Source organism: Planobispora longispora, from assembly GCF_016863135.1.
GTDB lineage: Bacteria > Actinomycetota > Actinomycetes > Streptosporangiales > Streptosporangiaceae > Planobispora > Planobispora longispora.
The window spans coordinates 133,788-147,645 of record NZ_BOOH01000023.1 but is presented as its reverse complement, the minus strand read 5'-3'; the positions used below and the strand labels follow the sequence as shown (position 1 = coordinate 147,645).

At 72.0% G+C, this 13,858-nt stretch carries 12 protein-coding genes; 10 read left to right on the top strand and 2 right to left on the bottom strand.

Going from position 1 to position 13,858, the window contains the following annotated elements:
• The first annotated feature begins 10 nt into the window (after positions 1 to 10).
• Both Plo01_RS16500 and Plo01_RS16495 read left to right on the top strand, forming a co-directional pair.
• Complete coding sequence (locus tag Plo01_RS16500) at positions 11 to 661, top strand: helix-turn-helix transcriptional regulator (protein ID WP_203891467.1); 651 nt, start codon at positions 11 to 13, stop codon at positions 659 to 661.
• Between the two features lie 32 nt (positions 662 to 693).
• Positions 694 to 1,212, top strand: a complete 519-nt coding sequence (locus Plo01_RS16495) for a DUF3291 domain-containing protein (protein ID WP_203891466.1) — start codon at positions 694 to 696, stop codon at positions 1,210 to 1,212.
• Here the strand turns inward: Plo01_RS16495 and Plo01_RS16490 are convergent.
• Positions 1,116 to 2,225 (bottom strand): DUF3866 family protein, encoded by a 1,110-nt coding sequence (locus Plo01_RS16490; RefSeq protein ID WP_203891465.1) that lies wholly within the window; start codon positions 2,223 to 2,225, stop codon positions 1,116 to 1,118. The two genes, Plo01_RS16495 and Plo01_RS16490, sit on opposite strands and share 97 nt — an antisense overlap.
• Before the next feature lie 40 nt (positions 2,226 to 2,265).
• Between Plo01_RS16490 and Plo01_RS40280 the strand changes: the two genes are divergently transcribed.
• From Plo01_RS40280 to Plo01_RS16465, 6 genes are all read left to right on the top strand, one after another.
• Entirely contained in the window at positions 2,266 to 3,225 is a 960-nt protein-coding gene (locus Plo01_RS40280; RefSeq protein WP_239316473.1) for a helix-turn-helix transcriptional regulator, read from the top strand.
• A 138-nt stretch (positions 3,226 to 3,363) separates the two neighbouring features.
• Positions 3,364 to 4,323, top strand: a complete 960-nt coding sequence (locus Plo01_RS40275) for a helix-turn-helix transcriptional regulator (protein WP_239316471.1) — start codon at positions 3,364 to 3,366, stop codon at positions 4,321 to 4,323.
• Positions 4,324 to 4,544: 221 nt separating this feature from the next.
• Positions 4,545 to 4,868, top strand: a complete 324-nt coding sequence (gene tatA / locus Plo01_RS16480; protein WP_203891464.1) for a Sec-independent protein translocase subunit TatA — start codon at positions 4,545 to 4,547, stop codon at positions 4,866 to 4,868.
• Positions 4,869 to 4,916: 48 nt separating this feature from the next.
• A complete protein-coding gene (gene tatC, locus Plo01_RS16475; protein ID WP_203891463.1) occupies positions 4,917 to 5,831 on the top strand; it encodes a twin-arginine translocase subunit TatC in 915 nt (304 codons plus the stop codon).
• Positions 5,832 to 5,848: 17 nt separating this feature from the next.
• The gene (locus Plo01_RS16470) at positions 5,849 to 6,721 is read left to right on the top strand and encodes a diacylglycerol kinase (protein ID WP_203891462.1); all 873 of its coding nucleotides are present in this window, start codon (positions 5,849 to 5,851) and stop codon (positions 6,719 to 6,721) included.
• 131 nt (positions 6,722 to 6,852) lie between these two features.
• Positions 6,853 to 9,582: a DEAD/DEAH box helicase gene (locus Plo01_RS16465; RefSeq protein ID WP_203891461.1), complete on the top strand. Its 2,730-nt coding sequence runs from the start codon at positions 6,853 to 6,855 to the stop codon at positions 9,580 to 9,582.
• A 327-nt stretch (positions 9,583 to 9,909) separates the two neighbouring features.
• Here the strand turns inward: Plo01_RS16465 and Plo01_RS16460 are convergent, their stop codons facing one another.
• Positions 9,910 to 11,316, bottom strand: coding sequence for an RNB domain-containing ribonuclease (locus Plo01_RS16460; protein WP_239316467.1), 1,407 nt, complete (start codon positions 11,314 to 11,316; stop codon positions 9,910 to 9,912).
• A gap of 126 nt (positions 11,317 to 11,442) precedes the next feature.
• Here Plo01_RS16460 and Plo01_RS16455 point away from each other — a divergent pair, with 126 nt between their 5' ends.
• Positions 11,443 to 12,411, top strand: coding sequence for a S41 family peptidase (locus tag Plo01_RS16455; protein WP_239316465.1), 969 nt, complete (start codon positions 11,443 to 11,445; stop codon positions 12,409 to 12,411).
• A 219-nt stretch (positions 12,412 to 12,630) separates the two neighbouring features.
• Positions 12,631 to 13,710 carry a cellulose binding domain-containing protein gene (locus tag Plo01_RS16450; RefSeq protein ID WP_203891459.1) on the top strand — a complete coding sequence of 360 codons (1,080 nt, stop codon included), beginning with the start codon at positions 12,631 to 12,633 and terminating at the stop codon, positions 13,708 to 13,710.
• Positions 13,711 to 13,858: the final 148 nt, after the last annotated feature.

Genomic DNA, 13,858 nt, shown 5'->3' with positions numbered 1-13,858 from the left:
ACTCGCGGCTGTGAGCAGCGATGACCTCGGCGTGGTGGCGGCCCTGAACGATCCGGTACGGCGGGCGGTCTACGAATATGTGATCTCCCAGGGGCGCGAGGTCGGGCGCAACGAGGCCGCCGAGGCGGCCGGGGTGCAGCGCACGCTCGCGGCGTTCCACCTGGACAAGCTGGTCGAGGCCGGGCTGCTGGAGGCGGGCTTCAAGCGGCTGGGCGAGAAGACCGGGCCGGGGAGCGGGCGCCCGGCGAAGGTCTACCGGCGGGCGCCGGGGGAGTGGCAGGTGAGCGTCCCGGCCCGGGACTACCGCACGCTCGCGCTGGTGCTGGCCGAGGCGGTGGACCTGCTGGGCGGGGACGAGCGGGCGGAGGAGGCCGCGCGGCGGGCGGGCGGCAGGCTCGCGGAGCGCGTGGAGCCGGGGGAGGAGCTGGAGGAGACGCTGCGGCGGCGCGGCTACGAGCCCTACGAGGAGGAGGGACGCCTGCGGCTGCGCAACTGCCCGTTCCACGTGCTGGCCGAGCAGCATCCGCTGCTGGTGTGCTCGATGAACCTCTCGCTCTGCCAGGGGCTGCTGGAGGGGCTCGGTCAGGATCCGGCGCGGGCCCGGCTGGACCCGAGACCGGGGGAGTGCTGCGTGAGCCTCTCTATAAATAATGAGAATTGACATAGAAGGCGCGGGGATGGTCTGCTGATGTCATGCACCTGGCACAGCTGAACGTCGCCCACCTGCGGGCGCCCCTGGACTCCCCCGAGCTCGCCGACTTCGTCGACCTCCTCGAACCGATCAACGAGCTCTCCGACGCCGCGCCCGGCTTCGTGTGGCGGCTCAAGGCGGGCGACGACCCCCGGGAGACGGTCGACCACGACTACGGCGACCACCTGGTGATCAACTTCTCGGTCTGGGCGTCGCGCGAGGAGCTGTGGAACTTCGTCTACCGCAGCGCCCACCTGCCGGTGCTGCAGCGGCGCAGGGAGTGGTTCCTGCGCGTGGCGGAGCCGTACTCCGTGATGTGGTGGATCCCCGAGGGGTACATCCCCTCCCTGGCGGAGGGGATGGAGCGGCTGGAGCTGCTCCGGCGGGAAGGCCCCACCCCGGAGGCCTTCACCTTCAAGGACTTCTACGACGCTCCCGCGGGCGTCTCCGCCTCCGGGGGCTCCCCGGGGGCCGGGAGCGTGGCCGCCAGCCTGCCGGCGGCGGCCGAGGTCAGGAAGTAGGCCGGGTCCTCGTCCAGCCCCCGGCCCATGGTGGACAGCCGCACCGGCGAACCCTTCAGCGCCTCGTGCAGGCCGTCCACGGGGACCGGGACCAGCTCGTGCCGGCCGCCCAGCGGCCGGACCTGCTCGGCCACCCGGCTGCCGAAGTCGCCCGGCAGCTCCGGCACCGCGACGAGGGCCGGGGCCAGGGCGACCCGGCCGTAGGCGGTCAGGGAGTGGTGTGAGACCCCCAGGTGCCGCTCGCGCCGGTCGCCCTCGCTGACCCGCAGCGCCGCGACCGGGCGGCCGGAGAGCGCCGCGGCGGCGTTGACCGCCTCTCCGGCCGAGACGCCGGAGAACCCCCAGCGGGTGCCGCTGCCCAGGTTGCCCGGCCCCTGGGTGACGATCGCGATGTCGGCCTCCAGGACGTGCCGGGCCGCCAGCAGCCCGGTGTGCGTGGTGACGGCCTCCACGTCGCCGCCGAAGGCCTGGCCCACCGTCACCGTCCCGGCCAGCCAGCCCGCCTCCCTCAGCCGGGCGCAGGACATGGAGAACCAGGCGGGCAGCGCGCCGCCGTCCAGCATCACGTAGGCGACGCGGGCCCGCGGGCGCGAATCGTACAGCCCGCACAGGATCGCCGGGAGCGCCGAGTGCAGGTCGGCGACCACAACCGGCATGCCGTCGAGGGAGTCGGCCTCCCGCAGGATCTCGTGGTGCGGGGAGTCCTGCTCGTCGGCGCCGAGAACGGTGGCCTGCAACGGGGTGTAGCGTGCCTTTACCAGATGTCCGGGTCCGTCTGGATCTTCTGGCAATCGGTCGGGAATCGCCACCACCATGGCGTACCCTCCCGTACCGAGGCCCATCGCGAGCGCGGTCGTGTTCAGCAGGACCGCGTCGCCGGGCTCTGGGCGTCCTACCAGGGCGGGATAGGCGAGCGCGCGCGCCTCGCCCTCCTCGGTCCGGACGTCGAGCTCCACGGCCCCCGGCCACTCGCGCCGGATCCGCAACACCTCGCCCCTGCGCCATCTGATCACGGGGGCAGAGTAGCGTCATTTGAACAGGGAGGGAGGCCGGATGTCGCGCCGGAAGACCGAGCGGTTGCTGAACCTCGTGATCTGCCTGCTCGCCACGCGGCGGCCGTTGACCGCCGAGCACATCCGCCAGGCGGTGCCCGGCTACGACTCGGCCAACGACGAGGCCTTCCAGCGGATGTTCGAGCGGGACAAGAACGAGCTGCGGGAGATCGGCATCCCGATCGAGGTCCAGAAGGACCCCTGGGAGGAGGATCCCGGCTACCGGATCGTCCGCCAGGCCTACGAGCTGCCGGAGATCACGCTGGAGCCCGACGAGGCGGCCGTGGTGGGCCTGGCCGCCCGGGTGTGGCAGCGCGCGAGCCTGGCCGAGGCGGCCAGCGGGGCGCTGCTGAAGCTGCGCGCCGGGGGCGTGGAGACCGACGAGACCGGCGGGATGCTCGGCGGCGCGCTGGAGCTGCGGGTCGACACCCAGGACCCCGCCTTCCCCGCGCTCTGGGAGGCGGTCCGCGACCGGCACCCGGTCCGCTTCCCCTACCGGGTCGCGGCCGGGGAGAGCGTGCTGACCCGCACGGTCGAGCCGTGGGGCGTGGTCAGCCGCCGCGGCAAGTGGTACGTCGTGGGCCACGACCGCGACCGTCAGGCGCCCCGGGTCTTCCGGCTCAGCCGGATCAGCGGGCCGGTCGTCCCGGCGGGCCGCCCCGGGACCGTGACGGTGCCCGAGGACGTCGACGTCAAGGCGATGGTCGCCCCCCGCGACGAGGGCCCGGTCCAGCGGCGCACCGCCGTCATCCGGGTCCGCGAGGGCGCCTGCCAGGGCCTGCGCCAGGTGGCGGGGGCCGTACGGCCCGCGGGTGAGGGCTGGGACGAGCTGGAGATCACCTTCGCCGACCCCGAACGGCTGGCCGGATGGGTCGCCGGGTTCGCCGCCGACGCCGTGGTGGTCGGGCCGCCGGACGCCCGTGACGCGGTGATCCGCCGGCTGAAGGGAGTTCTGGCATGATCCGGTACGGCGCTGCGGATGATGGAGTGGTGAGCGACCGATGAGCCGGATCGGGCCCGACGGAGTGAGCGGAGTGGGTCGTGGGGGACGAGCGGGCCGCGTGGCGGACGACGGACTGGTGAGCGGAGTGAGCGACCGATGAGCACGGCCGACCGGTTGCCGAGGCTGCTGGCCCTGGTCCCCTACCTGATGTCCCATCCGGGGGCGCAGGTGCCCGAGGTCGCGAAGATCTTCGGGCTGACCGAGAAGCAGCTCATCGACGACCTGCAGCTGGTGTGGATGTGCGGGCTGCCCGGTCACACCCCCGGCGACCTGATCGACGTCTCCTGGGACGGCGGCGAGATCGTCATCGACAACGCCGACACGATCGCCCGCCCGCTCCGCCTGGGCGTGGACGAGGCGAGCGCGCTGCTGGTGGCGCTGCGGATGTTGTCCGAGATGCCGGAGTTCGGCGAGCGGGACGCCCTCTCGCGGGTGATCGCCAAGTTCGAGCAGGCCGCGGGGGAGGGCGCCGCCGCGATCAGCAGCCAGGTCGCCGTCGAGGTGGACGGCGCCGTCTCCGACGCGCTGCCCGTCGTCAACGAGGCGCTGCGGCGCGGCCGGCGGTTGTCGCTGCGCTACTACGTGCCGGGCCGTGACGAGATCACCCCGCGCGAGGTCGACCCGATGCGGCTGGTCGTGGTGGACGGCCGTTCCTACCTGTCGGGCTGGTGCTACCGGGCCGAGGCGGTGCGCCTGTTCCGGCTGGACCGCATGCTCTCGGTCGAGGTGCTCGACGTGCTCGCGGCCCCGCCGGAGGACGCGGTGCCCGACGAGGTGACCCCCGGGGTGTTCCGTCCCTCGCCCACCGACGAGCTGGTGGAGCTGGAGGTGACCGCGGCGGGCCGGTGGGTGGCGGAGTACTACCCCTGCGAGGGCGTCGAGGAGCTCGGCGAGGGCCGCCTGCGGGTGGCGCTGCGCGCCCGGGACCAGGGCTGGCTGCTCCGGCTGGCGCTGCGGCTGGGCGACACCGGCCGGGTCGTCTCGCCGCCCTCGCTGGCCGGGGCGGTGCGCGAGGCCGCGGCGGCGGCGCTGAACCGTTACGAGTCGGTCTCCTGATCCGGCCCGCCGGGGCCCCGCGGGCCGCGCCGTTCCCCGCTACGGCCTCGCGAACCGGTGGCCTGACCCCGTACGGAATCTTTACCGCTGATTTCCGGAGCACGTACGGACGGGATTCGTTGCGAGTAAAAGGACGATTCGGACGCTGAAGGGATGAGAGTGCGTCCGCGGCAGCGTACGATCGGCACTGAGATTGCACTTCGTCTGGTTAAGGATGTGCCATGCCCGCCGGTATCGGAGCTACTGAACTGATCATCATTGGCGTGATCCTGGTGCTGCTGTTCGGCGCCAAGAAGCTGCCGGAGGCGGCGCGCGGGATCGGCCGGTCGCTGCGCATCTTCAAGGCGGAGACCTCCAAGCTTCGCGACGACGACGAGGTCACCGCCACGGTCGTGCAGGCGCAGCCCCAGCAGGCGCCCGTGACCCCGCAGCCGATCGCCGCTCCGGCCCCGGTCGCCGAGCCCTCCGCCGAGGAGCAGGCCCGGGCCCTGGAAGAGCAGGCCGCCAAGCTGCGCGCGCAGGCGGGTGTCCAGAAGCAGCAGTAGGCTGCGGACATAACCTGATCACCTCACTCCTCGGACCGGGATTCACGAATGGCACTGCTGAAATGGCCCAAGCCGGGCCGTAACGGGTCCGTGTCACCCGAGGACGCGGCCGAGGGACGCATGCCGCTCATGGAGCACCTCCGTGAGCTGCGCAACCGGATCGTCATCGCCCTGCTGGGGCTGGTGGCCGGCATCATCGTCGGATTCGTCTTCTTCGATCCGATCTGGGACTTCATCACCGCGCCCTACTGCAGCCTGGAGGCCTCGCAGATCCTCCGGGAGGGCGAGTGCACGTTCGCCATCCGCGGCGTCTTCGAGGCGTTCCTCGTCAACCTGAAGGTCGCGGCGATGTTCGCCCTGGTGGTCTCCTCGCCGCTCTGGCTCTACCAGGTCTGGGCCTTCGTCACGCCCGGTCTCTACCGCAACGAGAAGCGCTACTCGATCATCTTCCTCGGCTTGGCGATCCCGCTGTTCCTGGCGGGTACGGCGCTGGCCTACTTCGTCATGGACAAGGGCCTGGCGATCCTGCTCGGCTTCGCGCCGGGGAACGCCGTGCCGCTGCTGGAGATGGACGACTACCTCAGCTACGCGCTGGTCATGCTCGTCATCTTCGGCATCTCCTTCGAGATGCCCCTGCTGATGGTGTTCCTCAACGTGATCGGCGTGCTGTCCCACGCGACGGTGGCCAAGCACCGGCGCATGGTCATCTTCATCATGTTCCTGTTCGCGGCGGTCGCGACCCCGAGCACCGACCCGTTCTCGATGCTGGCGCTGGCGTTGCCGATGGTGGTCCTGTTCGCCCTCGCTGAGGGGATCATGTACCTGCGGGACAGGCGCCGCAAGGACGATGACTTCTCCCACTTGTCGGATGATGAGGCATCTGAGATCTCGAGTGTCACGGACCTTCCGGATGACGACTCTTCTCTCGATTTGAATACGAGCGATGCTGACCGGGCCAGATAGGCGATAAGTTCCGTTTTGTGTCCGGAGAGATCGCCGTCCTCGTCAACCCCACCGCCCGTGGCGGCCGCTCGCGCGGCCTGCTCGCCCCGGTCCTGGAGCGCCTCCGAAGGGACGGCGCCGAAGTATCGGTGATCCTGGGGGAGTCCGCCCAGGACGCCCTGGAGCGCGCGTGCACCGCCGTCGCCGAGGGGCCCGACGCGCTGGTGGCCTTCGGCGGGGACGGCCTGGTCCACCTCGCCGTCCAGGCGGTGGCCGGCACCGACGTGCCGCTGGGCATCATCCCGGCCGGGACCGGAAACGACATCGCCGACGCCCTCGGCCTGCCGAAGAACGCGCTCGCCGCCGCGGACGTGGTGGCGCGGGGCCGGTGCCGTACGGTCGACGCCGCGCGGATCGGCCAGGACGAGTGGTTCGCCAGCGTGCTGTGCTGCGGCTTCGACTCCCGGGTCAACGAGCGGGCCAACCGGCTGTCCTGGCCGCCCGGCATGGCCAAGTACCTGGTCGCGATGGTTCAGGAACTGCGGAGCTTCACCCCGATCCCGTTCCGCATCGACCTCGACGGGGAGGTGATCGAGCGCGAGGCCATGCTCGTCGCGATCGGCAACACCCGTTCCTACGGCGCGGGGATGCGCGTCTGCCCGGGCGCGCTGCCCGACGACGGCCTGCTGGACGTGACGATCATCGACGCCGGTCCCCGGGGCCGGTTCCTGCGCGCCTTCCCCAAGGTCTACCGGGGCACCCACGCCGGCCACCCCCTGGTCACCATGCGGCGGGCCAGGAAGGTGACGCTGGAGGCTCCGGACGCGATCGCCTACGCCGACGGCGAGCGCATCGGCCCGACCCCCCTCACCTGCGAGGCCGTCCCCGGAGCCCTGCGCGTCCTGAGCTGACGCGCCCCCGGTCGCACCCCTCGCCGCGCCCCGACTCACCTTCGATCTGCCGGAGCACGGCCTCGGCGGCTACCCGGCACGCTGAGCACGCGCCGGACGGACCGGAATTGCGATATCGGTAGGCTGAAGCCATGACGACGCCTGCGGAACGCTACGCCGCCTTCCGTCAGAGCCAGGCCGAGAGCGGGCCGGCGCTGACCTCGTTCCGGGCTCTGTACGACTTCGAACTGGACGAGTTCCAGCTCGACGCCTGCCGGGCGCTGGAGGCGGGCGACGGGGTCCTCGTGGCCGCTCCCACCGGGTCGGGCAAGACCGTCGTGGGCGAGTTCGCGGTCCACCTGGCGCTGGCCGAGGGCCGCAAGTGCTTCTACACCACCCCGATCAAGGCGCTCTCCAACCAGAAGTACAACGACCTGGTCAAGCGGTACGGCGCCGCCAAGGTCGGCCTGCTCACCGGTGACAACAGCGTCAACGGCGAGGCGCCGATCGTCATCATGACGACCGAGGTGCTGCGCAACATGCTGTACGCCGGGTCGGGCACCCTGGCCGGCCTCGGCTTCGTGGTCATGGACGAGGTCCACTACCTGGCCGACCGGTTCCGCGGGGCCGTCTGGGAAGAGGTGATCATCCACCTGCCCGAGTCGGTGCGGCTGGTCGCGCTGTCGGCCACGGTCAGCAACGCCGAGGAGTTCGGCGAGTGGCTCGGCACCGTGCGCGGCGACACCTCGGTCATCGTCGACGAGCACCGCCCGGTCCCGCTCTGGCAGCACATGCTCGTCGGCCACCGTCTCTACGACCTCTTCCTCACCGAGGAGGACGGCGGCAGGCCGCTGATCAACCCCAACCTGCTCAGGATGGCCCGCGACGAGGAGCGCCAGGCCTACGGCCGGGGCCGCCGCGGCTACGCGCGTCCGCGCAGGCCCGGCCCGCCCAACCGGGCCGAGGCCATCGAGCGGCTCGACGCCGACGGCCTGCTGCCCGCGATCACCTTCATCTTCTCCCGGGCCGGCTGCGACGCCGCCGTCCTGCAGTGCCTGCACGCCGGGATCCGGCTCACCACCGACGACGAACGCCACGAGATCCGGCAGATCGTGGACGAGCGGACCGCGCACCTGCCGGACGAGGACCTGGCCGTGCTCGGCTACCTCGAATGGCGCGACTGCCTGGAGCGCGGCCTGGCGGCCCACCACGCGGGCATGCTGCCGACCTTCAAGGAGGTCGTCGAGGAGCTGTTCACCCGCGGCCTGGTCAAGGCCGTGTTCGCCACCGAGACCCTCGCCCTGGGCATCAACATGCCCGCCCGGTCCGTGGTGATCGAGAAGCTCGACAAGTGGAACGGCGAGACCCACGCCGACCTCACCCCCGGCGAGTACACCCAGCTCACCGGCCGGGCCGGGCGCCGCGGCATCGACGTCGAGGGCCACGCGGTGGTGCTCTGGCAGCCGGGCATGGACCCGCTGCACGTCGCGGGCCTGGCCAGCACCCGCACCTACCCGCTGCGCTCCAGCTTCCGCCCCTCCTACAACATGGCCGTCAACCTCGTCGGCCAGGTCGGCAGGGAGCGGGCCAGAACCCTGCTGGAGTCCTCCTTCGCGCAGTTCCAGGCGGACCGGGCGGTGGTCGGCATCGCCAAGCAGCTGCGCCGGCACGAGGAGGCGCTGGCGGGCTACCGCGAGGCGATGACCTGCCACCTGGGCGACTTCCCCGAGTACGCCGCGATGCGCAGGGCGCTGTCGGACCGCGAGGCCGAGCTGTCCCGCCAGCGCGGCGCGGCGCGCAGACTCCAGGCGCTGCGCTCGCTGGAGGCGCTGCGGCCGGGCGACATCATCCGCATCCCCGGCGGCCGCCGGGCCGGCCTGGCGGTCGTGCTGGACCCGGGCCTGAACTCCCGGGGCGAGGGCCCCTCCCCGTTGGTGCTGACCATCGGCAAGCAGGTCAAGAAACTGTCGCCGGCCGACTTCCCGGTCCCGGTGGAGCCGGTCGAGCACATGCGCATCCCGAAGCACTTCAACGCCCGTTCGCCCAAGGAACGGGCCAACCTGGTCTCCTCCATGCACGCCAAGATCGGCGACCGCGACCTCGGCAAGCCCGAGCGGGCTCGCGACCACGCGGTCGAGGACGACGAGATCCTGCGCCTGCGCAAGGATCTCCGCCGGCACCCCTGCCACGGCTGCGACGAGCGGGAAGACCACGCCCGCTGGGCCGAGCGCTACTACAAGCTGCTGCGCGAGACCGAGGGGCTGCGCCGCCGGGTCGAGGGCCGCTCCCACGTCATCGCGCGCACCTTCGACAAGGTCTGCGCGGTGCTGGACCGGCTCGGCTACCTCGACGGCGAGGCCGTCACCGCCGAGGGCCGCAGGCTGTCCCAGCTCTACACCGAGCTGGACCTGCTCACCGCCGAATGCCTGCGGGCCGGGCTCTGGAACGATCTCGACCCCGCCGAGCTGGCCGCGTGCGTGTCCTCGCTGATCTTCGAGTCCCGGCAGGGCGACGAGGCGCGCCAGCCCCGCATCCCCGCGGGCGGCGCGCAGCAGGCGCTGGCGTCCATGATCCGCCTCTGGGCCGACCTGGAGGCGATCGAGAGCGACCACGGGCTGTCCTTCACCCGGGAGCCCGACGCGGGCTTCGCCTGGGCGGCCTTCCGCTGGGCCAAGGGCCACACCCTGGACGCCGTGCTCAGCGACGGGGTCAACGGCGCCGAGCTGGCCGCGGGCGACTTCGTGCGCTGGGTCAAGCAGCTGCTCGACCTGCTCGGCCAGATCTCCGACGCCTCGCCGCGCGACAGCAAGGTCAGGCAGAGCGCGGGCAAGGCGATGGACGCGCTCCGGCGCGGGGTGGTGGCCTACTCCTCGGTCGGCTGACCCGCCGGCCACCTGACCGTCAGGTCAATCCCGTGTGACGGAAGGTGTGCGGAACGTAACCGTGTCGTCTGTTTTCCCGGGGGCGCGGACGGAAATTTTTCATGTCACGAACCGTTGGAGCCCACCCCAGAAGAATCATCTCCACCGGGTCGTTCCCAACGAAGGTCCGTCCACGTCCGATCCGCCCGCGAAAGGAGCACCCCGACAAGGTTCCCGCCCCGCTGGCGAGGCCGCGCCCGGAGAGTCCGGACGCGGCCTCGGCCGTACCGGGCGGAGATCGGGGAGCCTCGGCGCGCCCGACCGGGCGGGAGCGGCCGCAGGGCGTGATCAGGCGAGGGTGAAGCGCACCTCCCGGGTGGCCGGGTCGGCGCGCGTCAGCCGCACCCGCACCCTGTCGCCCAGCGGGAGCCGCCCGCCGTCGCAGCGGGCCACCACCGGGGGCTCGTCGATCTGCACCTGACCGCCCGGCCGTTCCCCGTCCACGTCGATCACCACCGCGTCGAACGTCTGGCCCACCCGCTCACGCAGCACGAACGCCTCCACCAGGTCCACGCACGCCCGCGCCGCCGCGCTCGCGCGCCGCCCGGTCGCCCGCATGACCTCCGGCAGTTCGACCATGACCCGCTGGATCTCCTCGGGCACCGGCTCGCCCGCGGCGATCGCCAGGCAGATCTCTGAGGCGTAGCGGTCGGCCAGCCTGCGCAGCGGGGCGGTCACGTGCGCGTACGGCGCCGCCACCGCGGCGTGGGCGGCCTCGGCCGGAGGCTCGCCGTTGAAGGCCACGTAGTCGGCCCCGCGCAGCAGCACCACCGACTCCTGGAGGAAGGCGGCGTGCCCGGGGGTCTTCGGGTCGAGACCGTGCACGACCTCCCCGTAGGGGGCCTCCTCCGGCCACGGGATGTCCAGGGCGGCGGCCATCCGCCGGACCCGGGCGACCTCCTCGGCCGGGGCGGCCGGCAGCACCCTCAGCAGGCCGATCTCGGCATCCAGCATCATCGAGGCGGCGGCCATGCCGGTCAGCAGCGAGATCTGCGCGTTCCACTCCTCGGCCGCCAGCGGGGCCCGGACCGCCACCCGGTAGCCGTCCCCGTCCGGGATCACCTCGCGCTCGGGGGTGGGCAGCGCCACCCCGCCCCGGTCCCGCTCCAGCGCCAGGCGCAGCCTGCCGATCTCGGCCAGCAGCCGCAGCGTGCCGTCCGCGGTCCCGGTGTCGACGGCCGTCTGGACGTAGTCGTAGTCGAGCCGCTCGCGGCTGCGCACCAGCGCCCGCGTCACGTCGGCGCCCACGGTCCGGCCCTCGGCGTCCAGGTCCACGCACCACAGGGCGGCCGGCCGGGTCAGGCCGGGCAGCAGGCTGGCCGCGCCCTCCGACAGGACCGGCGGGTGCAGCGGGACCCGCCCGTCGGGCAGGTAGACGGTCTCACCCCGGAGGCGCGCCTCGCGGTCGATGGCCCCGTCCGGGCGGACGAACGCCGCGACGTCGGCGATGGCGTACCACACGCGGTAGCCGCCGGGCCGCTCCTCCAGGTGCATGGCCTGGTCCAGGTCCATGGAGCCGGGCGGGTCGATGGTGATGAGCGGTAGGTCGGTCCGGTCGAGCCGGGGCAGCCGGGGAACCTCGGCCACCCACTCGGCCTCGTCGATCACGCTACGGGGGAACTCCTCCGGCAGCTTCAGCTCCCGGCGGATGCGCTCGAAACCATCGTCGAGGCGCAGACGGGATTCCCCGGACACTTTAATGCTCGCGTACGGCACGGCGATCAACCTACCGTTCTCTGACGTGCCGCCCCTATCGGACACCCTGAACGACGTGGTAATCGACTCGTCATCTCCACTGAATGCCCCATAGGGTCATCGATCGTGACCAACGCTGACCGATCCCTTCACATTGACATCCTCTGCGCCCAGCTGCTGAGGTACTACGTCTTCCCCGATGCGGCCCGGGAAATCGCGGACGTGCTCCGCGCCCGCCTGGCCGAGGGACGCTACGCGGAATTGGACCGCGACGAGGACTTCGCCGCCGCGGTGACCGAGGACCTGCAGTCGGTCAACGGGGACAAGCACCTGCGCCTCCTGCACAGCGTCGACCCGATCCCCGAGCAGGATGCCGAGGAGTTCTTCGACCTGGCCCTCTACCGCGCCGAGACCCAGCTCGGCGGACACGGCTTCGCGCGCGTCGAACGGCTCGAGGGCAACGTCGGCTATCTCGACATCCGGCAGATGGCGGACCCCGGCATCGCCGGGCAGGCGGCGACCGCCGCGATGAACCTGGTGGCCTTCAACGACGCGCTGATCGTCGACGTGCGCCGCAACGGCGGCGGCGACCCGGGGATGGTCGCGCTGCTGTGCAGCTACCTGTTCGACGAGCCGACCCACCTCAACGACATCTACGACCGCCCGGGCGACAGCACCGCCCAGTTCTGGACGCTGCCCTTCGTGCCGGGGCCGCGGTTCGGCGCGGACAAGCCGGTCTACGTGCTCACCAGCGGGTTCACGTTCTCCGGGGCCGAGGAGTTCGCCTACGACCTGCAGAGCAGGAAGCGCGCGACCGTCGTCGGCGAGCGCACCAGGGGAGGGGCCCACCCCGGCGTGCGCTACCGGGTGGGCGCCCACCTGAAGTCCGCCGTGCCCTGCGGCCGGGCGATCAACCCGGTCACCGGGACGAACTGGGAGGGCACCGGGATCGTGCCCGACATCGACCTCCCCGCGGAGCACGCCTTCGTCCACGCCTACGGCCTGGCCCTCCGGCACGTCCTGGAACTCGGCGAGGAGGGCGCCCGCCGAGGGGTGGCCGCCGAGGCGAAGGAGGCGCTCGGCCGCCTGGCCTGACGATCCGGCGGGGCCGTTCCCTGAATCGCGGCGGCCGTACGGCGCGGCCGGCGGGGAGGTGCGGCCGGCGGGAGGCGCCCCGCCGTCTCCGGCTCCCGATCCTGAAATTTACACGCCGGCTCCGGCGACGCCGCAGGTGGCGCGCGCCCGATGATCGTCCGCCTTCCCGTCCGCACGGCCCGCTCCTACGATCTGCGCAGCCGACGACGGGAGCAGACGATGCAGAGGATCAGCGCTTTTCTGGCGGCGCTGCTGGCGCTGGCCGCGGGAGCGGTGGTCCTGACCGCCGCACCGGCCAGCGCCGCCACCGTCAGGATCATGCCCCTGGGGGATTCGATCACCGGATCCCCGGGCTGCTGGCGCGCCCTGCTGTGGAACAGGTTGCAGAACGCCGGTCACACCGACATCGACTTCGTCGGGACCCTGCCCGCGCAGGGCTGCGGGGTGGCCCACGACGGCGACAACGAGGGCCACGGGGGCTTCCTGGCCACCAGCGTGGCCCGCCAGAACCAGCTGCCCGCCTGGCTGGCGGCCGCCAGGCCCGACATCGTGATGATGCACTTCGGCACCAACGACGTGTGGAGCAACATCCCGCCCGCGACGATCCTGAGCGCGTACACCACACTGGTGAACCAGATGCGGGCGAGCAACCCCGCGATGAGGATCCTGGTCGCCAAGATCATTCCGATGAACCCGGCCACCTGCGCCGAGTGCGGGCAGCGGGCCGTGAACCTCAACGACGCGATCCCGGCCTGGGCCTCGGCCGTCTCCACCCCGCAGTCGCCGGTCGTGGTCGTCGACCAGTGGACGGGATTCGACACGGCCACCGACACCTATGACGGGGTGCACCCGAACGAGGCGGGCAACCAGAAGATCTCCGACCGGTGGTACCCGGCGCTGGCGGACCTCCTGTCCGGCGCCACCCCGACGCCCACCGTCACTCCCACGGTCACTCCCACCGTGACCCCCACCGCCACCCCCACGGTCACGCCCGTGGGCGGGTGCACGGCGACGTTCAAGAACATCGGCCAGTGGCCGGGCGGCTTCCAGGGCGAGGTCACGGTCGAGAACACCGGGACCGCCGCGATGAGCGCCTGGACGGTCCGGTGGGCCTTCGCCGACGGCCAGCGGATCAGCCAGATGTGGAACGGCACGCTGAGCGTGAGCGGTCCCGCCGTCAGCGTGCGCAGCCTCGGCTGGAACGGCGACCTGCCCCCCGGCGGCTCGGCCGCCTTCGGCTTCCTGGCCTCCTGGAACGGCGTCAACAACCCGCCCGTCCCCACCTGTTCGGCCGGATAGCCCCACCCGGCCTCTCCGCTCCGGCCGTGCCGGCCCATGCGCCGGGGGTCGCTCAACCTCGTCCGGGGATACAGGCTTAACCCCCTCCCAGGGAGAGTTTCGTCTGAAAAGCTGATTGCAGGGCAGGGGACTGCCTCACGCGGCGGCA